General features: G+C 45.5%; 15 protein-coding genes. 1 reads left to right on the top strand and 14 read right to left on the bottom strand.

Annotated elements, in window-relative coordinates:
- Positions 1–9: 9 nt before the first annotated feature.
- The 14 genes from ACRRU2_RS09900 to ACRRU2_RS09835 all read right to left on the bottom strand — a co-directional run bounded on the left by ACRRU2_RS09900 (position 10) and on the right by ACRRU2_RS09835 (position 22,568).
- Positions 10–1,518: a sulfatase family protein gene (locus ACRRU2_RS09900; RefSeq protein ID WP_432501176.1), complete on the bottom strand. Its 1,509-nt coding sequence runs from the start codon at positions 1,516–1,518 to the stop codon at positions 10–12.
- Positions 1,496–3,748, bottom strand: coding sequence for a heparin/heparin-sulfate lyase HepB (gene hepB / locus ACRRU2_RS09895; protein WP_432501174.1), 2,253 nt, complete (start codon positions 3,746–3,748; stop codon positions 1,496–1,498). The genes ACRRU2_RS09900 and hepB overlap by 23 nt, the downstream gene beginning before the upstream one ends.
- Positions 3,749–4,077: 329 nt before the next feature.
- Positions 4,078–4,284 (bottom strand): hypothetical protein, encoded by a 207-nt coding sequence (locus tag ACRRU2_RS09890; RefSeq protein ID WP_331698025.1) that lies wholly within the window; start codon positions 4,282–4,284, stop codon positions 4,078–4,080.
- Positions 4,285–4,448: 164 nt separating this feature from the next.
- Positions 4,449–5,192 (bottom strand): response regulator transcription factor, encoded by a 744-nt coding sequence (locus tag ACRRU2_RS09885; RefSeq protein ID WP_432501171.1) that lies wholly within the window; start codon positions 5,190–5,192, stop codon positions 4,449–4,451.
- Positions 5,167–6,999, bottom strand: a complete 1,833-nt coding sequence (locus tag ACRRU2_RS09880) for a cache domain-containing sensor histidine kinase (protein ID WP_432501169.1) — start codon at positions 6,997–6,999, stop codon at positions 5,167–5,169. Before ACRRU2_RS09880 ends, ACRRU2_RS09885 begins: the two co-directional genes overlap by 26 nt.
- Positions 7,000–7,255: 256 nt before the next feature.
- The gene (locus ACRRU2_RS09875) at positions 7,256–8,095 is read right to left on the bottom strand and encodes a carbohydrate ABC transporter permease (protein WP_331698028.1); all 840 of its coding nucleotides are present in this window, start codon (positions 8,093–8,095) and stop codon (positions 7,256–7,258) included.
- Positions 8,096–8,126: 31 nt separating this feature from the next.
- Complete coding sequence (locus ACRRU2_RS09870; protein WP_331698029.1) at positions 8,127–9,095, bottom strand: carbohydrate ABC transporter permease; 969 nt, start codon at positions 9,093–9,095, stop codon at positions 8,127–8,129.
- Between the two features lie 100 nt (positions 9,096–9,195).
- On the bottom strand, positions 9,196–10,734 hold the full coding sequence (locus ACRRU2_RS09865; protein WP_432501167.1) for an ABC transporter substrate-binding protein: 1,539 nt from the start codon (positions 10,732–10,734) through the stop codon (positions 9,196–9,198).
- Between the two features lie 504 nt (positions 10,735–11,238).
- Positions 11,239–15,135, bottom strand: a complete 3,897-nt coding sequence (locus tag ACRRU2_RS09860) for a family 10 glycosylhydrolase (protein ID WP_432501165.1) — start codon at positions 15,133–15,135, stop codon at positions 11,239–11,241.
- Positions 15,136–15,454: 319 nt separating this feature from the next.
- The gene (locus tag ACRRU2_RS09855; protein WP_432501208.1) at positions 15,455–19,294 is read right to left on the bottom strand and encodes a family 10 glycosylhydrolase; all 3,840 of its coding nucleotides are present in this window, start codon (positions 19,292–19,294) and stop codon (positions 15,455–15,457) included.
- A gap of 76 nt (positions 19,295–19,370) precedes the next feature.
- Positions 19,371–20,027, bottom strand: coding sequence for a hypothetical protein (locus tag ACRRU2_RS09850; RefSeq protein ID WP_432501163.1), 657 nt, complete (start codon positions 20,025–20,027; stop codon positions 19,371–19,373).
- 163 nt (positions 20,028–20,190) lie between these two features.
- Positions 20,191–20,769 (bottom strand): TetR/AcrR family transcriptional regulator, encoded by a 579-nt coding sequence (locus ACRRU2_RS09845; protein WP_432501161.1) that lies wholly within the window; start codon positions 20,767–20,769, stop codon positions 20,191–20,193.
- 15 nt (positions 20,770–20,784) lie between these two features.
- On the bottom strand, positions 20,785–21,495 hold the full coding sequence (locus tag ACRRU2_RS09840; RefSeq protein WP_432501159.1) for an MBL fold metallo-hydrolase: 711 nt from the start codon (positions 21,493–21,495) through the stop codon (positions 20,785–20,787).
- A gap of 251 nt (positions 21,496–21,746) precedes the next feature.
- Positions 21,747–22,568, bottom strand: a complete 822-nt coding sequence (locus tag ACRRU2_RS09835) for a phytanoyl-CoA dioxygenase family protein (RefSeq protein ID WP_432501156.1) — start codon at positions 22,566–22,568, stop codon at positions 21,747–21,749.
- A 114-nt stretch (positions 22,569–22,682) separates the two neighbouring features.
- On the opposite strand from ACRRU2_RS09835, the gene ACRRU2_RS09830 reads away from it, so the two are divergent.
- Complete coding sequence (locus ACRRU2_RS09830; RefSeq protein WP_432501154.1) at positions 22,683–23,510, top strand: AraC family transcriptional regulator; 828 nt, start codon at positions 22,683–22,685, stop codon at positions 23,508–23,510.
- Positions 23,511–23,582: the final 72 nt, after the last annotated feature.

Raw genomic sequence — 23,582 nt, 5'->3', positions numbered from 1 at the left:
CCCTTCCTTCTAAGGGCGTTTAATAAAAGTGCCATAGCTTTCGATAAACTGCTCATAGGCATCGGCCGGAAGCGCAAGCATATCCCCTGTTTCCTTCATATGCTTATCCAGGCTGGCCAGCATGGACTTTACAGTCTCAGCATGCGGCGGCTCAATAGCGAGATTCTGCTGCTCCTGCGTATCCGCTTCTATATCGTAAAGCTCCAAAAACAGCTCATCCTTGAATATATCCACCATAAGCTTGCTCGTTCCGCGGATCATAGTGCGCTGGAAGTTGCCGCGCGCTCCATTACCGTCAAACTGTACAAAAATATCCCTCTCCGAGCACTTATTACCATTAATTATCGGCATCAAAGACTGGCCGGAAAAAGCACCCCCGCCCTCAAGCTGCAAATAATCGGCAAGTGTCGGCATAACATCAACAGCGCTGACTGGCTCTGCAATAGTCTGCGGGCTTACACTGCTTGCTTTAGGAAATTTCATGGCAAGAGGGGTACGAACCGACTCCTCGTACATGCACATTTTTTGATACAGCCTGTGCGAGCCCAGCATCTCACCGTGATCGCTCGTAAATATAAGGAGCGTATCGTCATAAATGCCCTGTTCCTTCAGCTCATCTATTAATTGCCCCACACAGTAGTCCAGCAAAGATACTAAACCTAAATATACTTGCCAAATGGATTGCCATTGTTCTTTCGAATAACTGTTGCCAATAGCTCCAGTCAGATTGTACAGCTGCAAGGGCGATTGCCCATAGGACCATTGTGCAACATTGTCAGGCAGCGGCTCATCCTTATACATCGAGTACCAGGGCTCAGGCACATCAAGCGGCGGATGCGGCGCCACAAACATGGCACTTAACAGCAAAGGCTTGCTGCGGTCTCTTCCGCGAATCGCATCCAGCGAGGTTTTTGTAATATAGCCGTCATAGAAATACTCTAGCCCTTCCTCATAACAGCCGGTTGTCGGAATGGAATAACGCTTGATGCGTGTTGTTTTTCCTCCTACCATTTCCGGAACGATGCCTTTAAAGCGAGGTCCGCCCGGAGAGCGTTTGCCATGCTGCTGCAAGTAATCATTGTAATGATCCTCCAAGGTATGCCAATGAATGTTAGAGCAGTTCGATTGAATATCCTTCATATTAAAATGCTGCTTTCCGGTATGCCAGCAATCCCATTGCTCCTCCATCATGCTGTACATATTCGCTGTGCCTGGATGGACATAACCATACTCGGCATCCTGCGGCTCCCAAGGATTAATAAGCGAGCCGTTCACATTCGGGTACAGGCCGCTAAAAAATGCACCTCTGGCCGGCACGCATAATGGCGAAGCGCAATAAGCCCTCTCAAACACGGCACTTTCCTTCATCAGTCTGCTTACATTCGGCATATAGCGTTCATTGACAACGTCATAACGCAGCTGATCTGCCATAATGACTACAACATGCGGTTTGCTTTGTTCGCTCTGGCTGTTACCATTGCTTGTGGTTTTTCCGTTACTTGACTGGTTCGGCTCCATCCGTCCTCATCCTTTCCACTATGACTTCTTCAGCGCCAATCTCTGCTCTTAGCACGCCTTCCGTCACTTCGAACGGTTGACAGCTTTGTTGGCCATCAGGAAACTTGCGACAGACAAGCCATGTTCCGCAAGCTATATCCGCAATAAGCACATTTGTACGAGTTGACGTATGGTCAGCGGCAATAAAGAGCTTATCCTCGAATAACAAGCCGCTTCGGCTAAACAACACCAGCCAGCCCTGCACGAGGACGCCTGCTGTTTTCTCATCCTCTGCCAGAACCGCTGCGGCAGCCTCTGTTCCATCATGATCCTTAATCTGCATGGCATGAAGGAAGATATCGCGCTCCGCAGCAGCCTCCGGCTTCACTTCAATGCGCCAGGAGCCCTGCTCGATTGTGGCGGAGTAATCGTTGGCATAGTTAACGCCGCGCGACTCAAATTGCCTGCCATCTCCGCCAACGGTGGTGATAACCGCCTCTTTTGGCAACAAAGTATCGACGACCAGTTCACCGTTGTAACCCTCCTCCGTCCGTGCAATAACCGAGCGCTTGCCTGTTACTTTTGGCTGTTCGACGCTGTGCAGCAGCCAAGTTTTCTCAAATGCTTTGCTGGCTGATTCTATTGCGTCAAAAACAATCATGAGAGCTGGTATTTTTTCTTGCTTTAAATTGATAAATACAAAGGAACGTGTATAGTTCCGCACCTTCTTTGAATAGGCTTTTGTCAAATCACCCTTCAAATAAGAATAGTCCGGCTCCTGCTTGCAGGGCCCGTAGGAATGTGCAAGCACCTTGCCCCGCTCATATTGTCCGCTCAGCAGCTCAGCTAAATTTTGCGGCGGCTTGCCTGCGCCAGGCCAGCGCTGCCCGCCGTCTATCTCATTGGGCCAGGTCAGCTTGCCATCCAAAATATAAGGCTGCTCCTTAACTTCATCCGGATCATAGACCAGCATGGCATTATGAGCGATTGTGCGCTTGAAATAGTACTTGTTATGCGGCGACTGATACTTGCCCGATGAACCCTTATAAATGCCCGAGTCGATCGCGAGATAGCCTTTATAGTAGATTTGAAATGCACCGGCATCGAGATGCTGGTGATTGTTGTATTGATACATGCCTATTTTCATTTCAGCCACTACTGCAGAGGACTGCTTATTGATTGCCGCTCCTTCATTCCAGCCCGTACGCGCAATCATGATGCCGGCCGGCTCTGCAAAATATCGGGTAAGCGGAAGCTCCTGCAGCGGCCTTAGCTCTGCCCCAGGATTATGAAACAGCAAGGCGAAAAGCAAATATAAATCCGGAATACACGGATGCTCAATCGCTTGCTGCTGCAAAAAATAGCCGTTATTGTAATAGTTCCCTGCCATTAGGTAAACGAGCGGAAACAGTTGAATATATTCATTCTCTGCATACAGCGGATTGTCCGCATCGCCATCCCGCAGCAGCTTGCCATCTGGCCTGCGTGTATAAATCCATTGATAGCCTATTAATTCCTGCGTGGAATCAAACACCTCTTTATAGCCCATTCTGCCAAATAGCCAAGTGGCAAACAGCTCCGCTTGATAGCGATAGCTGCCATAATTATCACCCTGATGATGCCAGCCGGAGGGATAGAAAAAATTGCGTGCGGGTACGAATTCCTCAAAAAATCGGCCTGCGGCATAGTCGTACATCTCCGGATCATCCTCATAGATCGCGATGCCAGCTGCCATCATATCACGCATCAGCATCCATTCGCTTGTATGTCCGACGAAGGCTCCTTCATGGACCGGCGGATATCCGCATTCCAGCAGACCTGCAAGCCGCTTGAGCTGGCTGACCAGCTGCAGCTTCTCTTCCTTATCAAGCAGTGCATTGCACCAGTCGTATACTAGCGCCAGCGCCACCATCAACCGTCCTATTTCACGCGAAATATCCTGCAAATTGGGATTGAAGCTGCGCCTAGAAGCAAGCAGCGCCAGCTTCTTGGCATGCAGCCCAAGCTGCTTGTCCTCCGTCACCAAATATTGCAGCGCATAGGATTCAATCGCATATACAATATCTAGCGTGCCGCCCATTGACAGCTCAAGCCATGCCTCTTCCGACTGAGGGGCAAAAGCTTTCATGCGCTCCCACATGCTCTGCATATCCGCATGCTGCAGCCGCTTGCGCAGAGGCTCAATATTTTCTGCACGCAGAAATAAACAAGGCCTCTCTGCGGGCGGCGTTATTTTCGGCTTGCTCCACACTTGCCTCACCACCCCTGATTATGAAATGTATAATTAATGATGCAAAAGTCAAGCTGTTAAAAAGTATACAATTGAAGAAGCTCTACAGCGGCTTAATAGTCTGCATAACGGACCTAGAGCGGAACTCGAGATGCTTTCATTTTTTAACGAATCCTGCATACGCTATTTCGCATAAAATGCCCCTTTTGAAATTCTAATGAATCACAGAGACGCTATCTGTGAACAAATGGTCATTGGGCACCATTTTATACCCAATAAGCACGCTACGATTCGTTACATTTTCAAAACAAGCTTTTTCGGTGTAATAACGCTACTAGGGAGGGTGTCGATTAATTGTGGATAGGGCAATAAGCAGTCGAAAGGGATGCTACTACGATCAAGTTTGGGATTCCGACCGCTGTTGTAGTCCAATTTTTTTGATGAAATAACCCCTGTAAAGGATAAAATTGGCCTACAAAGGCGGACGCTGCCGCTTCTCCATTCCCAATCTTGCTCTTCGTTCCCCTTACTTTTTGCTTACTAATAGTTGCCCACAATTAATCGACACCCTCCTAGGATTCGTTAGAGTTTCCAAACTACCCTTAGAATCACAAAAAGGCCAAATTTCTTAAAACTAAGCACAGGAAATGCACTTAGCTTTAGCACGTGAATGCTCGATCTTAATCCTTAACAGGTACACTTGTAAGGCTCGTGTTAATGGTTATATTTTCGCAAAATCACTAGGCGGCATGCCCTTGTACTGCTTGAATACTTTACGAAAATGTTTATAGTCGGGATAGCCTACCTGCCTGGCGATTTCCGTCATGCTGAACCCGCTTTTTTGCATCAGCTGCACGGCGATACAAAGTCTGTACTCTGTCATATACTGCACGAAGCCCATGCCGCTCTCCTGCTTGAACAGCCGGCTCAAATAAGCCGAGTTAAAGCCCAGCTTGTCCGCAATATCAACCATCGACAAATCGTGCATATACTCGCTATGAATCAGCTTCTTCATTTCTTCTACCGCCTGCTTGCCCTGCAGCGGCTGCTCCGGCACAGTATCGATCAGCGCCTCGCGCTTCTGCCCCTGCGCATGGAGCAGCTCCTCAATCCGCTTTAGCGCTGCACAAATTTCAGTACGGTTAATCGGCTTTAAAATATAGTCAAAGGCGCCATGATGAATAGCCTGCTTCGCATAATCAAAATCACTGTATGCTGAGAATATAAGCACAGGCATCGTTTTTCCGCGCGATCTCATTTCCTGCAGCAGCTGCAGCCCATCCATTCTCGGCATGCGAATATCCGTAATGACCAGATCAAAGGCTTCCTGCTCGAGCAGCTCCAGTGCCTGCATCCCATCTCTGGCGGCAGCAGTAACTGTAAACTGAGGACAATCCCGTTTAATGACTTTTTTCAATCCTTCCAGCATCCAAAACTCATCATCCACGATTAACGTCCTTAGCATCTGCTGCTCCTCCTTCAATTCGGATTTCAATTTTTGTGCCTTGCTGCGGCTTGCTCCAAATATTCATGCTAAACTGATCGCCATAGAGCATATAGAGACGATGATAAACGTTGCGCAGCCCGATATGATTGACCTCAGTGTTCGTATCCGTGTCCATTTCCTTGGCGCGCAGCCGCTCCTGAACGGACAACAGCTTCTGCTCCGTCATCCCGATTCCGTCATCCATAAACGCAAAGCTGGCTGTATCCCCATCAAGCCTCGCTTCCACAACAATATGACCCTGATCAATTCCTGCAAATCCATGATTCACCGCATTTTCTACAATCGGCTGAAAGACAAGCTTCATAAAGCGCATCCGTTTAATTTCTGGATCGACCTGCAGCTTCAAATCAAGCTTCATTGGAAAGCGGACATTCACAATGCTCATATAGGCCTGCAAATGATTCAGCTCTTCCTCAACTGTCGCCGTCAATCCCCCAGTAATGCTGTATTGCAGCATCCGCGATAAAGAATGGCTGACCTCCGCTATCTCATCCCGATCATATACCTCGGCGATGCAAGCAATCGTATTGAGCGTATTGTACAAAAAGTGCGGATTGATTTGCGCCTGCAGCGCCCGCATTTCGGTATTTTTCAAATGAATCTGCTGTTGGTATTCCCTCAGCTGCGACTGAAACACCTCATGATTCATGCGATGCAGCTCTGCTATCATCCGGTTAAAGCTAATGCTCAGCCTGCCAATTTCATCTCTTGCCATAACTGGCAAACTTGTTTCGAAATTCCCTTTTCCTACTTCAACCATGCGGCGCTCCATAACCTTGAGCGGCTTTGTAAACATGCGGCTGAGCGCTGTTGCCAAAAAAATAATTACAATTAAAGCACCTACTGCAAGCACTACGATAAAGGTTCTAATGCGATACAGCCCATAAGCCAGCTCCTCAAAAGGGACAGAGCCGATAATTTTCCAGCCCGTTTCAGAGGACGTATAAAAGCCGGCCAGCATTTGCACCCCTGCATATTCAAAATGAAAAAATCCAGACGGCTCCTGCTGCACCTTCCTTAGCAGCTCCTCATCCTCCAGCCAGTCCGGCAGCTGCTGTGAGGACACAACCGGCTCGCCCTCAGGCGTCATCATCCATACATGCCCGGACTTGCCCAGCTGAATATTTTCGCTCATGCTCAAAATCGTATGCGGGGTAAAATCAATAAGCAATGTCCCTTTCGTTTTGAACTCGCGATTATCAGTCAAGCGAACGGAGAAGGTAACGACCTCCTCCCCCTTTACATAGTTTTGCGGATGTGCCGTATTCAGCCTGAAGCTGGTTTGCTCCTTTACCGCTTGATACCATGGGCTTTCACTGAAATTATAATTCAGCTTGGCAACCTCGCCCGTCCCGTTGTATACAAGCAGCCCGCGATCCGTCACAAGAAATATTCCTTTGAAATCATCACGGAAATTGCCGATATTCTCAAACAGACTGCGCACATTGCGCTCTGCATAAATCGATGGCGCTGTTCTTTCCTCCGTCCATTCATAAAGCACCGTTTGAACATCGGGATTGAACCGAATAATGTTGCTCACCCGTTCCATTTCCTGCACGAAGGCATCAAGCCTGCCTCCTACCTGCTTGGAAATTTCCAGCGTATACTTCCCCAGCTCATCCTCGAACGCCGACTTCGACTGTTGAAAAAAGAAGGCGGCGAAAAACAGAACAGGCACAAGGCCGATCATAATAAAAATGATCAGCAGCTTATTGCGCATATTCATATTTCGAAATAGCGAGTTTTTCTTGATGAGCGTTTTCATATTCGGTTCCTTTCGCGTTCAGCCTATGCAATGATGATATAGCTGTAGCAACCAAAAGTTTATTCCGTCACTGTGAGCAAAATTGGTCTTCCGACCGCTGTTGTAAGCTCAATTTTCTTGATTTAATTAACCACTAAGTGGTTAAAATTGACGTACAAAGGCGGACGCTGCCGCTTCTCCAGTTCCAATCTTGCTCTCCCGTTCCGCATACTTTTTCTTTAATAGATTAACATTAATCTATAGCCATCACTTAACTTTAACCTTTTACCGCACCCGCAACGCCCTCTACAAAATAACGCTGGAACGCGACAAAGATAATGATAATAGGAAGCAGCGATATTGTAGCTGCTGCAGCCATCCCCGTCCAGTCGATACTATGCTCGCCGACAAACTGGTACATTCCGACACCTAAAGTTCTCAGCTCCGGCTTGTTTAGTGTAAAGACGAGCGGCAGCAGGAACGAATTCCACGCCCACATAAACTGCAAGATTGCTGTCGTTGCAAAAATCGGCTTGGACAACGGAAGCATAACCTGTACGAACGTACGAATAAAGCCCGCTCCGTCAATTTCGGCCGCTTCCTCCAATTCTTTCGGCAAGCCGCTGAAATGCGCTGTAAACAAAAGAATAAACAAAACATGCGCGCCGCCAACCTCGGCAAGAATAATGCCTGCCAGCGTATTGTTCAACCCCAGTGCATTAATGAACACATAAATCGGAATAATAGTATATCCCTTTGGCATAAACATCGTGGCCGTAATAGCAGACATAAATACAATTCTGCCCGGGAACTTATAGCGTCCCAATACATAGCCTGTCATTGCACAGACAGCTACAACAATAGCTACTACAGATACTGTAATAATGGCAGTATTAATAAAGTAAGTCGAGAAATTGGCTGTATGCCAGGCTCTTGCATAGTTGTCGAATTGAAACTTATCCGGCAGCAAGCTAAAGCCTTTCGTGATATATTCCGTATTGGTTTTTAATGAAGCAGCAATCATCCACACAAACGGATAAATCCATATAACCCCAACAACACTTAATAAAATATATACAATCGTTTTTCCAATTCGCTTATTTTTGGTGATCAGCATGCGCTGCCCCTCCTCGCTTGCACTGCTCCGTTTAATGTGCGGCTTTCTTACCGCCTGAGCGCTTCACTAAAATTCCTAGAATTAACGAAATAAACAAGATTGCGATACCGTAGAATATACCAGCCGCTGATGCAAAGCCTGATCTAGGCAAGCCCATTCCTTCAAATGCATAACGGTAAATATATAAATCGACCATGTCGGTACTGAAGGCAGGACCGCCGTTCGTCATTGATTTCACAAGATCAAATACATGCAGCGCGTTAACTGTTGACAGGAGCAAAATAACACTTCCTACTGGCAGCAACAGCGGGATTGTAATATACCGGAATGACTGCATGGCATTCGCGCCGTCCACCTTGGCCGCTTCGTATAGTTCTTTTGGCAAAGACTGCAAGGCAGCAAGCCAGTACACCATTTTCATCCCGAATGTTTTCCAGATGCCGACTACAATAACGATAATTAAAGCCGTATCCATCGATCCGAGCCAGTCAATCGGCGAGCTGATAATTCCAATCTTTATCAAAATCTCGTTAACTAACCCGTTATATGCACCAAATATGAAGCGCATTACGATACCGATTACCGCAGTCGTTGTAACAACCGGCAAGAAATAAATCGTCCGGAATAGGGTTGCACCCTTCATCCAATCCGAATTAAGCGTAATAGCCACTACAAGCGCTAATGGGACTTGAATAATAACTAAGAAGAACATAAATATAAAGCTGTTTTTAAATGCATTCCAAAATAACGGATCTTGAATCGTTTCCCAATAATTATCAAACCCGACAAAATCGGTAAGCGGTCCAAAGCCGCTCCAGTTAAAAAAACTGTACACATAACTCATTACAATCGGATAAAGAGTAAAACTTAAAAAAAGAATCAGCTGCGGAAATATAAACAAGTAACAGTAAAACAGCTTTTTACGCCTCATCTGGCTCATTTTTGCTGTTTTTTTCGGCAGCTGTTCCTGTGTGGTTGCAGCAGCAAGGTTTCCCATCATAAGCCTCCTTTTTCGGCTATGCGTATCTGTATCTAAACCTTTGCTTCCTGCAGTACGGCGACCGTACCGCAGGAAACATTAGCGGGCATTGCACGATGATTTATTTTTTCAACGCCTCATAGTCGCTTTCGGTATAATCCTTGGAAGGATCCCAATTCGGGAATATAAAGTCATCCAGGCTTACTTTTTTCCCTGAAGCATTCACTTTTTCGATTGCAGCCTTCATTCCAGCATTCATTTTAGCATTATAATCCTTCATGGCCGCTGCAGCGTCCATCTTATCGTCAACAAGCAAATTCATCAACAGCTCACCAAATGTCGGTTTAATTTTTGGCTGACGAATATGGCCCAGCTCTCCGATTACGAGAGCCGTATCCGGATTAAGATTCACATAGTTCGGTGCTTCACGCATCGTATTTACGTGAATATCATAAAATACTTTGTACTCTGGATAAGGATATAGAGACTCATCCGCATTCAGCTCATCGATAGGCGATAAAGATGCGCCGCTTTGAATCGTGCTCTTGAAAAACTCTTTGGAGCCAAAAGCTTCCTCAATATATTTGCCCGCAGCTTCTTTGTTCTTGGAGGTTGCAGACAATACATAACCAGCGACATTGGCTACGTTCTGACCATAGTAAGGCAGCTCGCCATCTTGCTGCGGAACCGGTGCAAGCCCGAATTCAGCATCCGGCGCATCCCGCTTAATTTGCCACATGCGGTGGCGCGGATCGATCAGGAAGCCTGCCAGATTTTCACCGAAGAACACATTCGTCTCTGCCGGCTTCATGCTGTAAGATGCAGGCATAATACTTCCGTCTTTCTTCATTTGCTGCAGCAGTTCAATTGCTCCGATCCAAGCTGGAGAATCATATACATAGCTGCCTGTTGTCAAATCAAAACCGGGCAAATTACCGTGGGTAGGAACCTGCGAAGCTGTCATTCCCAAAATCATCTGATCCAGCTCAAGCGGCTGCCCTCCGGCAAATACAAGGCCGAATGTTTTACCGCCGCCTTTTTCGGTAATGATCTTCGCCATTTCGCGCAGCTCATCCCATGTTTTTGGCGGCTTCTCCGGATCCAGGCCGGCATCTCTCATCACTTTTTTATTATAGTGAAGAATCGAGCGGTGATTTAAACCGCGAAGCGGCCAAGTGTATATTTTACCGTCAATCATATTCGTGCCTTCTTGGAATGAACCTTCCATAAACTGAGCCTTCCATTCCTCTGAAACGAAATCATCCAGCGGTGCTGCCCAGCCATTCGTTACAACCTGCCGAACATCCATGCCTTGAGGTGTTAGAAAAATATCCGGCAAATCGTTACTTGCGATCGAAGCCTGAATAGCCGTATTGTACTCGGAAGTCGGCATGTATCTGACTTCAACTTTAATTTCGCCTTTATACTTTTCATTAAACTGTTTTGTAATAATCATTCCCGGGCTGTCTTCGCCCTTCCAAAAATCATCAAACCCTGCAACCGTAATAACAGCTTCCTTCTTTGTGTCAGTAGCCGACGGCTTGCTGCTTTGCTCCGGCTTTGTTCCGTTGCCATTACCGCTGCCGCCATTTGAGCCGCATCCCGAAATAATGAGTAGCACTGCCATTACTGGGACTAGCCAACGAAAAAACGTTTTCAATTCAACTTCCCCCTCATATGTTTGATTGCGCTTACATCCTTATTGTATTTAGAACCGCACCGCTTACATAGGAGCCAACTTCACACATGCGGGGGGTTATTTTTTACTTTTAGCATAGTAACAGCCCTTATTAAAAAACAACAGAAAATTTATTCCAAATGTTAACTTTTCTCTGATTGCCTTTCGTTTCATCCTAGCTCGGAAGATTCTCCATTCCCAATCTTGCTCTCCGTTTCCCTTTCTTGTTTTGATTGCGCTAACGGTTGCCATAGCCGCTATTTCGATTATTTTAGCTAATTTGAACATTTAACGGTTGCCGTAAGCGTTATTGTACCATTTTCCGAAAAAATCTGCGGTTTTTACCATATTAAGCGTAACTGCAACCGTTAGAATATTTAATCCGTGATTTTAGCACAAATAGCGTTTGTGGCAACCGTTAGAAATTTATCATTGGCAAAAAAGAAGCCATTTTCGAAATTCGAAAATGGCTTCCTTGCTATTAACTTACTTTAATTGATCCAACAGCCGCAGCATAATGACCGCTGCTTCTGCTCGTGTCGTTTGTGCAAGCGGCGCAAATCGGTTACCGGAACGACCTTCGATGATCTTATTGTCTACCGCAGCATTTACATATTCCTTCGCCCATGCCGGAATGCTGGCATCATCTGCAAAAGAAGTGCTTTCTGCTGCTTTATGCTCTAACTGCAAGGCACGAACGACCATCGCCGTTACTTCTGCACGGTTGATTTCAGCTTGCGGACGGAAGGTGCCATCGGAGTAACCGGTAATAATACCCGCTTGAACCGCGTAGGCTACCTCAGTCTGTGCCCAGCTGCTAATTTTTGCACTATCGCTAAAGTTCAGCGATCCCGCTTCTCCGCTAAGGCCTATAGCGCGAACGAGCATAACCGCAAATTCCTCACGCGTGATCGATTTCTCTGGACGGAAGGTTTTATCGCTATAACCATTCACGATACACTTGGCAACAGCAGCATTAATCTGCTCCTTCGCCCAGTGCATGTCGATGTCGGTAAATACAGCTGCCTCACAGCCCGGGTCAACCGTTCCTTTCTCAACTGCAATAACTGCAAATTTGGTGAAATGATCTACCGTTGCCGTTACAAAGCCGTCTTGAGCAATGCCTCCAATATAAACCCACTCACGCTTATCCTCATCGTAGTAGAATAGAGCAGGCCGTTCATTGTCAGCTAATTTAGCCGGGTCATAGGCCATTTTAATCTGTACCGTTTTTTTGAAATTGCCTGTCACGTTCTTAGTAATCTCATAGATCGAGCTTATAATATTATGATTGCCATTGTTGAGATTAGCTGTATTTAACAGCTTAGTAATAGTCAAAATAAACGCTTCGTCCATTGCTCCAGCTGGCACATCAACCGTCACATTGGATTCCAGGCTTACTGAACCTGCCGAGCCAGCAGCAATTGTTGAAGAGCTCGATGGCGGTGCAATAATGACTCCACCCCCGTCGCCTCCACTTGGCACGGACTGTACCTTAATTGATTTGCTGTCGCTAAGCAAGCTTTCATAATGCAGACGGTTTACTGCTGTAATGGCGTAATTATAAGTCTCCCCCACTACAGTTTGCTCATCGATGTAAGACATTTGTTCAGCATTTTTACGAATAATGGAGGCGATTTGAGCCGGGTTTTCCATATTGATCGGCTGGTCGCCTACAGTTCGATAAACAACAAAGTAAGTCGTCTTATCATCTGCATCCTTCCAGCTTAGCTTAACCTTGCTGCCCTGCTGCACAGTTGAAATGCTGGACGATGCTATTTTTGCAGGCGCATCCTCTTCAAGCCAAGACATAGTTGGCACAAGAGAAGGGTAACGATAAACATCCTTGATCTTCTGAGTAAGCTCTGGTTTATTTTTGAAATCGCGAGTAGTAAAATGCATACTACCCTTTACTTCTGGATAGTTCCAATTAAATTTCAATTGATTTGGAATCTCATAAGGGTCTGAGAAGTCCGGATAATTAACATCATCTGCTTTATAATCAGCATGGCCAATATAAAGCTGAGTCTTTTTACTCTTATTGTCTCTCATTAGATCACTCCACCATTTCACCAGCACTTCATATGCTGCCGGAGAATAGGTGAAATTCCAATAAATTTGCGGTGTTACGTAGTCGATCCAGCCTTCATCTACCCATTTGCGAATATCAGCATGCAGGTTATCATAGCTCGGCTGACCCGCAGCTGTATCGGAGCCTGATGGGTCAACGCTTTTATTTCTCCATACGCCAAATGGGCTTATACCAAATTTTACGTAGCTTTTCTCAGCTTTAATCTTTTCACTTAATCCCTGAATCAATGTATCTACATTGTTGCGGCGCCACTCGTTGATATCTGAATACTTGGATTTTCCATATTTCTCGTAAGTCGCCTGATCTGGATTGTTTTCGCCATCGAATCGATTTGGATAGAAGTAGTCATCGAAGTGTACGGCATCAATATCATACTTCTTAACCACCTCCATCACACTATTTGTAATATAATCGATTACCTCTGGAACACCTGGATCAAAATATAATTTTCCTCCGTATTCGATAACCCAATCCGGATTCTCGATGGCTGGGTGATCAGCAACTAGCTGGCTGCGATCCGTATTCATACTTATTCGATACGGATTAAACCATGCATGAAACTCCATATTGCGCTTATGTGTCTCCTCGATCATAAAAGCAAGCGGATCATAGCCCGGATCCTTCCCTTGAGTTCCTGTCAGCCAGTGCGACCATGGCGCAAGGTCAGACTTGTAGAAAGCATCAGCTGTAGGCTTCACCTGCATTATAACAGCATTCATGCCAATGTCTTGATGCATATTAAGAATATCGATGTACTCTTGTTTTTGCTGCTCCAATACCGTCGATTTAGGCCAATCTATTTTCTCAACAGTCGCAATCCAAGCCGCTCTTAATTCTCGCTTAGGCGCTATAAGTCCAGGTTTGTTAACTACCATCTTATACATTGCTGACTTCCCTTCAAGCTGTGCTGTAATTATAGTCGCACCTACAGAAATGCCAGTAATAACCCCATTATTATCCACTGTAGCAATCCCAGGCTTACTAGATTTAAAAACTACACCTTCTGAAATTTCTTGTAACTCATCAAAAATATTATATTTCGCCAGAACCTTTGCCTTCTTGCTCGCTCCTATATCAACAGGAGACAAGTCTGTAATCTGGATACTTTCTAACCTTTGAATGCGAGCAATTACTTCAAGGGAATGCGTAACCCTTTCCCCTTTGTAGTCTGCTGTTATCGTAGTTGTTCCTATATTATGTGTCGTCACTACTCCATTCGAGTCTACTGTAGCCACATCATTATCCGAGCTATTATACTCTGCACCTTCAAAAATCTTTAGTGGAGTAGTTGATCCTTCAAATGTAGCAAAAAGCTCTGTTGAAAATACATCTTTTACTTCTACTTGATTAGGCCCCATCAGTGTTAACTGTGAAACAACAGCGTCCTCATTGCTAACTACAAGCTCATAGGTGGACTCAAAGACACCCTTAGAAGCAGTAACTATAGTTGTTCCATCAGATAAAGCACTCACTACGCCATCGGAGTCAATTATCGCGACATTAGGATTGCTGCTTGTAAATGTCACACCTTCAGTAGCCGGCATAGGCGCGCTATACCCCTCGCGCGTCTCGAGCGCTAGTGCGGTTTTACTTTCCCCCACCTTCATCGGCGTAAGACCTGCCAAATCTAGTCCGTAAAGCCCGTCTGTATCTTCGTAAAAAGCAGTCAAGCGGTCAAAATACAGAATGCCGTCCGTTTTACTGCTATCAGAAAGCTGCGTTACATAAATTCTATTTAAAACTAGTTCAGGGTAATCAGATTTTAAGTATTCACTTGGCAAAGAAAACACCACATATCTCCATCCCACCCAGTCCAACTTATTATTTTGTGTAAGATCCGCTGCATAGTTGGCACGGTTATTAAAATGAGCACGCAGCCAATGCTTATTACCATCCCCATACACCCAAACACCAAATTTCGTCGGCTTGCCTTCCAGCTTGAGTGGTGACTTCATTGTACTGTCATTAAAGAAATCCAAATAAGCAGCTGATGTTCCAGATTCAGAATTCGTAAATTGATAGCTAAGTCTAGCAGATTGTTTTCCAAACACGACAGGTTCTGGCCTGCTCACATGCGCAAATTGTGATTTTGCTTTTATAGGATTAACTGCACCAACAAACCCATCTCCCTCAAATTCCTCCAACACCTTGTATGGAAGCAGGTTTGGTCCCGCCGATGATTCTGCTTGAGCTACGTTATTGGCACCGCTTACAAATATAGATGAGATAAGAGCAAAAACTAAACAACAGGATAAAACTTTTCTTTGAGTTACAGTTAATAACGTCAACATAGTTCCTCCTATTCTCTTGTAAACTACTTCAATCTCATACTGCTATAAGCTTTTTTTATTGACCTTGCTAATTTGTCAAAGGCTATAAAAAATAATATTTGCGAAATAAAAATAATTAATGTCGCAAACTTTCGAAACTTTATTTCACCTCCACGAAATAATTTAATATATAAATTCAAATAGTGCAATTGTTTTTGAACTTTTCCCGCTTAAAATTTTCCGACAAGAACCCGCATGTACCGCAGCTTTTTGACTATCAGACAACAGCAAAAATCCCAACACCGATAAGGTACTGAGATTTTTGATTAGTATGAAACTATTATTTTTTATCCAAAATACGCAGCATAATGACTGCAGCTTCCGCTCGAGTCGTTTGGGCAAGCGGCGCAAAGTTGTTGCCCGATCGGCCTTCTACAATCTTCTTGTCGCTTGCAGCTTTAACATACTCTTTCGCCCAAGCAGGAATCGAAGCATCGTCGGCAAAGGACGTTCGCACTACTGGCTTATGCTCTAGCTGCAGAGCTCGGACTGCCATAGCAGTCACCTCTGCTCGATTGATTCTGTCTTGAGGCCGGAAAGTTCCGTCAGCATAGCCTGTAATAATTCCAGCATTTACAGCAGTTTTCACTTCTGCATATGCCCAGTTGCTAATTTTGCTGTTGTCCTTGAACGTCAGCTGCTTTCCTTTGCTATCAAGCGATAATGCGCGAACAAGCATTACGGCAAACTCTTCGCGTGTAATCGGCTTCTCAGGCCGGAAGGTTTGATCGGAATATCCCGTTACGATACATTTAACAACCGCTTGACGAATTTGATCTTTGGCCCAGTGCGTCACGGTATCTGTAAAAGCAACCGCACTGCAAGGATCAGGAGTTACAACTGGTCTCTCAACTGCAAATACAGCAAACTTTGTAAAGTGAGTCGTATCGGCCGTTATATATCCACCACTTGCTATACCGCCTATATTGACCCAATCCCGCTTCGATTCATCATAATAAAACATCGCCGGATATTCGTTGCTATTAAGCTGCGCAGTATTGTACGCCATCTTTATTTGAACAGATTTTTTGAAGCTTCCGGAAACATTTTTCGTAATATCATAAATCTGGCTTACCAGCTTGCGGTTATTGAATCTAATATTAGACCAATCAAGCACTTTTGCGATTTTAAGCGTAAATTCCTTGCTTAGAGCTCCAGTCGGGACACTGACCGTTACCTCATTCTCCAAGCTAAGCAGGCCCGATTTGCCCGAAGGAATCGTAGATGAAACTTCTGCGCCGGGGTTTGCTAACACTTTTACAGTCGAGGTATTGCTTAACTTGCTCTCAACATGCAGCCTGTTTACAGCAGTAACTGCGTAATTATACGTCTCGCCGACAACGGTCTGTTCATCAACATAAGCCATCTGATTGGAATTTTTGCGAACCGTAGTCAGAATATGAGCCGGGTTGTTGATATCAATCGCCTGGTTGCCCTGCGTACGATAAATAACAAAATAAGTGGATGCAGTATCCGTATCCGTCCAACTTATTTTCGCCTTAAATGCCTGCTGCATGGCAGACATGCTTGAAACGCCCGCTTTCTCGGAGGCTTTGCCGCCAAGCCAAGACATCGTTGGCACTAGCGCCGGATAGCGATAAGCATCTTTAATCATTTGTCGAAGCTGAGGCTTATTTATTAAGTCGCGAGTCGTAAAATGAATACTGCCTTTGACATCGCTATAGTTCAAATTGAACTTCAATTGGTTGGCAATTTCATATGGATCTGTGAAATTTTCATTTTCAAATGCTTTATAGTCGGCATGGCCAATGTAAAGCTGTGTTTTGGCGTTGCTTGTTCGAATAAGATCGCTCCACCATTTGACAAGCTCTTCGTAAGCTGCCGGTTCGAAGCCAAAGTTCCAATAAATTTGCGGTGCCACATAATCGATCCAGCTGTTCGTCACCCATTTGCGAACGTCCGCATGAAGATTATCATAGCTCGGCTGTCCAGCGGCAGTATTCGAACCATTGGGATCAACACTTTTATTGCGCCATACGCCGAACGGGCTGATGCCGAACTTCACATAATTTTTCTTTTCTTTAATTTTGGTGCTTACCGTTTTAATAAGTGTATCTACATTATTTCTGCGCCAAGCATTAATATTGTTAGGATAATTGCGCTTGCCATATTTCTCATAGGTCGCCTGGTCGGGATAGTTAGGCCCATCGAATTGATTCGGATAAAAATAATCATCGAAATGTACCGCATCAATATCGTATTTTTCGACAACTTCCATTACTGTTTTTGTAATATAGTCTATTACTTCCGGATTACCCGGGTCAAAATAAAGCTTGCCTTTGTACTCCATCACCCAATCAGGATGCTTACGTGCCGGATGATCCGCAGACAAGCTGCTCCAATCATTGGTCGTACTGATCCGGTAAGGATTGAACCACGCGTGAAACTCCATATTCCGTTTGTGCGTCTCCTCGATCATAAACGCGAGCGGATCATAGCCCGGGTTTTGCCCTTGCTTGCCGGTAAGCCAATGCGACCACGGCGCATATTGGGAAGGATAGAAGGCATCTGCTGTCGGTTTTATTTGCATGACAACTGCATTCATGCCGATGGATTGATGCATATTGAGAATGTCAATATACTCCTGCTTCTGCTGCTCGCGATTTGTAGATTTCGGCCAATCGATTCGGTCCACCGTCGCGATCCATGCCGCCCTTAATTCCCTCTTTTGCGGCTTTAGCCCAGCTTTATTTACAACCATCGTATAAACAGCCGTTTTACCTTCAAAGGTTGCCGTAATGACGGTAGCCCCTACTGAAACGCCTTTAATTCTGCCGCTGCTGTCAACGGTTGCAACCTTTGGCTTGCTGGATGAAAACTTCACGCCCTGCTTGATTTCTACAAGCTGATCGGAATTGGTGTATTTCGCCATCACTTTGGCTGTTTGAGTCGCACCGATATCGACCGGAGAAAGATTGACAATTTGCAGCCTATCAAGCGCCTTTTGCTGCTCTTTTACTGTAATTTTAAGCTCTGCAGTTTTACCGCCGTAGGTCGCGCGGATAGTAGTCGTGCCCGCTTGAAGAGCAGTAACTGTCCCTTTGCTGTCTACGGATGCTACTTTTGTATTGTCGCTTTTAAATACTGCACCGTCTACAATACGAACCGCTGCTGGATTGCCTTGAAAAGTTGCATATAATTCAACAGTAAAAGTATCTTTAAGTGCTGCTTCATTAGGTCCAGTCAAAGAAAGCTGCTGAACCGCTGCTGTATCATTGCCCACTTGCAGTTCATAGGTCGCCGTAAATCCGCCGTATGCCGCTGTAATAGTCGTTGTGCCTGCTGCCTTTGCTGTAACTTGGCCTGCACTCGATACAGTAGCTACCTCACTGTTGCTGCTTGCATAAATAACCGAAACAGTTGCTGGTTGCGGCGCCATATAGCCTGCGCGGGTTTCCAGCGCTTGCGCTGTTCTGGTTTCTCCTATTTTCATAGGAGTCAGGCCCGATAGATCAAGCCCATATATTCCGCCCGTATCCCCATAGAAGGCTGAAAGCCGGTCAAAATAAATGACGCCGTCTGTTTTGTTGCTGTCGCTTGTCTGAACCGGATAAATGCGGCGAAGCTTGATCGGATCAGTGTAACCGTCCAACAGCAGCTCCACTGGCACATCAAACACGACGTACTTCCATCCGATCCAGTTAAACTCATTGCTTTTCGTCAGCTCAGAAACTTTGCCGTCATTGAACTCTGCGCGCAGCCAGTGATTGTTATTGCCGTCCCCAAATACCCACAGGCCCAGCTTGCTTGGCTTGCCTTCCAGCTCTAGAAACTCCGTCTGCCTTCTGTCATTCCAGAAGTTCATATACGCCGCAGCGTTGCCTGGTTTTCCGCTTGTAAACTGATAGCTCAGCTTGCCAGACTGGTTGCCAAACACGACTGGCGCTGGGCGGCTGGCATATTCAAATTGAGCTCCTGCATTGATCGGGTCTCTGGCGCTTATATAACCTGTACCCTCGAATTCCTCTATTACTTTATACACAGCCTCACTTATCGTCGTTGTATCTGCACTAGCAACCGGATAAATATTACCGTTTATGCATAACGAAAAAATAAGGACAAGCATGAACAAAAAACGAAATTTTTTCATTTTTTTCATTACCAATCACCATTCCTCCTTACGATTTATCAGTTCTCCAAGCGACTTGCCTTTCCAATCACATCCTCTTTCAAAATCACTGCTTTGCAAATTGCAAAAGCGCTATAGCCGCTCTTTCTCTTCTTTCAGCATCCTCACTTTTTAGCGCCTGCTTCAAAACCTCTATCGCCTCGCGTACTGTTGCCGCATCTACAGCGCAAGAAATAAAGGAATTGTCGGCAGTCTCCATCAAATGATCAGCTTGCGGCTTTTCTATTATTAGACTCTCCACTTCTTCTATCGTTACAGACTGTGCTAACCTGACTAATGTTTCACTTTCCGGCATCATTTTTAACAATTTTTGTTGCGCCTTGCTTTTGTCGATGCCTTGCAGCCATGTAACGCCTCTGCGATGCAGTCTCGGAGGCAGCTGTACGGATTGCAGCTCTGCTTGGTTCTCACCGGCAACAAAGTAATAATCGCCCATATCACCCGAGTAAACGCGCTTCCCGTCTGAAGCTAGAATCAAGTCCTCATCGTTCATCTCGTAAACAAAAAGACGAAGCTCCTCACTAACGGAAGCTTCAGCAAACATAGAGCAAAGCTGCTCCCAGCTTATAAGCTCCACATCCTCCTGCAGCCAAGGCACATCTATGCTAATATAGTTTTCCTTTATAAATTCATCCAGCGTCTCAGCTGTCGTTTGTAAGTAAAAAAGCTGCCTGCTGCTGCCTGCTTTCATATTTTTATTCACTCCTAACCTCTTATATGAAGGTGGCGATTCATTGCGGATAGGGCAACAAGCAATAGAAAGGGATGGTACTGCAATCAAGTTTGGGATTCCGACCGCTGTTGCAGTCTTGCTTATTCATCGTGCCCGTAATAATCGACACCTTCTATATCCGACTTTGCTTAAATTAATCTTCTTGCTTCTGTATATGGTGAATGCCAGATAACAAGGTATTCGTCAGCAGCTTCAGCGTAACGTCCAAATCAAGCGGCAAGCCGAATCCGCCGGACTGCTCTAATGAAGCAAAGCCATGCAGCATGCTGCGGCAAATGCGGACAGTATGCAAGGCATGCTGCTCGTCGAGTCCATAATACTTAACGACTTCAACAAGCAGTTCTACTACTTTTTCAGAAGCCTTCATCCATTCGATATCGCTTGAATCAGGAGCTTTTAATGTTGCACTGTAGAGGCCGGGATTCGCTCTTGCAAAAGATATATACGATTTAACCACTGCACGGATAGCATCATCTCCGCGGTAATTGGCAATTGCTTTATGCAATGCTGCATACAATTTTTCGATGCCAAAAGCAGCCAGCTTCGCCTGCAGCTCTGGCAGACCATTGATATGGTTATACAGAGATGGCGAGCGGACGCCTAATTTTTTGGCTACAGAGGCTAATGTGACCTCTTGAAGCCCTTGCGTGTCCGCCAATTCAACCGCAGCTTCAATAATAATGGATAAATCCAGTCCCGCTCTGGGTGACATTGAATAACCTCTTTTCTACTTGGATAATGTGTGTTCCGCTCTATCTATTGCTTGTTCCATAATGTCTGTCGGTTGTTGAAGCATTCGCCCATGTCCTGCTGCCAGGAGGGCAGGTTTATATTTCAGTAATTTTTGCGCGCTCTCTAAAGCGGCATGTTTGCTCCAGGTAGCCATAGCTGGGAAAGGGAATGCGAGGCGTGTATCTCCAGATACTGCAACGCCGCCTCTTGTCTGAAAAGCGTCCCCCGCAATTAAGGCATGGGAGCGCGTATCCAAAAAAGCCATCGAGCCTGGCGTATGTCCAGGGGCAGCTATCGCTTGTAAAGACCCTATTCTATCTCCATCATACAGCAAATGATCCGCTCTTGTTTTTATATTTTTCGGTACGCCGCCGCGAATAGGAGTATTAAGCTCCTTCGGATCAAGGGAACGGTCCCCTTGCAGCAAACGTGAGTCTCTTTCAGAAATATACACAAGCGCATTCGGCAAGGAAAGCTTTAATTCGTCCAATGCGCCGACATGATCCTGATGTCCATGTGTCAGCACGATGCGAGTAATCGGTTTGCCTATGCGGTCAGCAGCCCTCAGAATGGCCTTCGCACTATAAGGCAGCGCCGCATCTATTAGCGTAAGTTCCTTGTCTTCCTCGACCAAATAACAATTAACCGGAAAAAAACGAGGTAAAAAAGATAGCTGGTATACTTCATTTTGCTGGATTATTCTCAATAGAATCAACTCCCAATAAGGTTACACGGCTCCGCCGTCCTTTGGACAGGCGCATTTACCGATAAATGATAAGAACAGGTTTGTAAAAAACTCATTGTAAACAAGTAAAACTAATGGTGTTAGTTTTATAATAACTAATACCATTAGTTTTCGTCAAGCACTTTTTTATCGGACTTGTAAATAAAAATAGCCCGGCAGCTTTGCTGAACACAGCTGCCAGGCTAACGACTCCTTGAAGTACTGGTAATCTATCAGGCTAACCCCCACTCCTCGCGGGCTTGCTCAATTGTTTTATGACGCTCGGGCTGCTCGATCTGATGGCCCTTAGGCTTTTTTCCAATCCAACGATCGTCTACAGGATCGGATGCAAGCTGATATCTCGTGTCACAGCTGATTCGTATTTGATCCGTCATATTTACGGTGGATGCGTGCATAGTGTACATTCCGAACATAATCGCATCTCCCGCGCGAAAGTCCGCAGTTGCCCACTGTCCTCCAAATTTCTCTATCAGTTCGATCGGATCGTTCGTAAACCAGCCGATCCCATCCCGATCGGAGTCAGATTTGCCATATGTCTCTTTGAATCTGTCCCACTTATGCGACCCTTGAAGAATCGCAAGTGTTCCCAATTCGATCGGATTGTCGCCGAACGGCGTCCACAGCGTGAGCACGTTTGGAGTGCCGCGTCCCATATATACGATGTCATAATGCGCGCCGGTACTGTCGCCCTTTGCGATTTGACGAAGCCACTTGTAGTCATAGGTCATAGCTTCGCCTCCCAACAACTCTGAGAAAAAGCCCATAACATCGGGATGATTGACTACATTAAGAAAAGCCGGACAATCGTCATACACGTCTCTCGGCTTCTTCGCAGCCGTATTCATGCTCAAAATTTCCTCTCTTGCCGCCATAATCCGGTCTCGGGAATGGAAGCCGCGGATAAACAAATACCCATCCTCCTTCATCCTCTCCCTCAGCGCTGCTGTATCCTTTCGAATATCACTTGAATCACGCAGCTCTGTCAAATAAGGGCCTCCCATCTCCAATTGATGCTTACCGATTTGCACCTGCATTACGTTGCCTCCTTTATTCAAATTCGTGAATATAGTAACATAGCAGTTAAGTATTCCGAATGTTGAAGTGTGGCATAAATATTCAAATTTGTGTGATTGGGAGGATGTACGACAATGTCATTCGATCAGCCAACCTATTTGCTTCCGGATAATCAGCAGGAAATCTACCTAAGCTACTATGGGAAAGAGCAGTGTGCTCCGGGGCAGCGATGGCCCGGAGTACGCGACCATTATTTAATTGTTTATATCGAGTCGGGGCGCGGCCGTTATCAGGCCAATGGGTTCGATATCGAGCTTGAAGCCGGCAGTTCTTTTGTTCTTTTTCCCAACACGTTCACCGTTTACGAAGCTGATACTAGCAACCCCTGGGCCTATAAGTGGATAGGAGTCACGGGCAGTCGTTGCGACCGAATTATGAAGGATTGCGGCATTCGTCAAGAAAAACCAGTTATCGTCCACAGCAACCCTCATCGGCTAAGCTTTCTTTACGATGAACTTCTCAATTACGAAGCTCATCATCCGCGGCCGGATATGTTGTTCAAATCCGGTATGCTACAAATTTTACTCGCAGAGTATGGGCGCGATATGGAGTACGTTAATGATCAGGAAAATGAGCATTTGCCTGACGCGAGGATCATAACGTCTAAGCAATTTATGCAAGAGCATTACGATAAAAAGATCTCTATATCAGACGTTGCCAATTATGTCGGTCTAGAGCGGACATATTACAGCAAGCTGTTTAAACAAATGACCGGCACTTCACCCTATGCTTACATTATGAAACTTCGCCTGGATCGTGGCTGTTCGCTCCTAAAAGAGTCCAATCTTCCCATCGAGCATATCGCATTACTGCTTGGCTTTAACGATATGTTTCACTTCGGCAGCTTCTTCAAGCTGAAGATGGGATTGTCGCCATTGCAGTATCGAAAGCAGCACCAGTGAATTATTAACCTCAGATAATCGAAAAGGCATGACGTCATGTTACTGACAGCATGCCTTCATTCATTTCCAAGC

It is taken from the genome of Paenibacillus sp. GXUN7292, assembly GCF_050864975.1.
In the GTDB taxonomy this organism is placed as follows: Bacteria; Bacillota; Bacilli; order Paenibacillales; family Paenibacillaceae; genus Pristimantibacillus.
Note: the sequence above shows the minus strand (reverse complement) of the source record. Positions and strands in the feature narration are given on the sequence as shown.

Excerpts from the sequence above, each read along its gene's own strand:
- ACRRU2_RS09875 (WP_331698028.1), bottom strand. The coding sequence starts at position 8,095 with ATGCTGATCACCAAAAATAAGCGAATTGGAAAAACGATTGTATATATT.
- ACRRU2_RS09900 (WP_432501176.1), bottom strand. The coding sequence starts at position 1,518 with ATGGAGCCGAACCAGTCAAGTAACGGAAAAACCACAAGCAATGGTAAC.
- ACRRU2_RS09830 (WP_432501154.1), top strand. The coding sequence starts at position 22,683 with ATGTCATTCGATCAGCCAACCTATTTGCTTCCGGATAATCAGCAGGAA.
- ACRRU2_RS09845 (WP_432501161.1), bottom strand. The coding sequence starts at position 20,769 with ATGTCACCCAGAGCGGGACTGGATTTATCCATTATTATTGAAGCTGCG.
- ACRRU2_RS09880 (WP_432501169.1), bottom strand. The coding sequence starts at position 6,999 with ATGAAAACGCTCATCAAGAAAAACTCGCTATTTCGAAATATGAATATG.
- ACRRU2_RS09835 (WP_432501156.1), bottom strand. The coding sequence starts at position 22,568 with ATGCAGGTGCAAATCGGTAAGCATCAATTGGAGATGGGAGGCCCTTAT.
- ACRRU2_RS09855 (WP_432501208.1), bottom strand. The coding sequence starts at position 19,294 with ATGAAAAAAATGAAAAAATTTCGTTTTTTGTTCATGCTTGTCCTTATT.
- ACRRU2_RS09870 (WP_331698029.1), bottom strand. The coding sequence starts at position 9,095 with ATGATGGGAAACCTTGCTGCTGCAACCACACAGGAACAGCTGCCGAAA.
- ACRRU2_RS09860 (WP_432501165.1), bottom strand. The coding sequence starts at position 15,135 with ATGTTGACGTTATTAACTGTAACTCAAAGAAAAGTTTTATCCTGTTGT.
- ACRRU2_RS09885 (WP_432501171.1), bottom strand. The coding sequence starts at position 5,192 with ATGCTAAGGACGTTAATCGTGGATGATGAGTTTTGGATGCTGGAAGGA.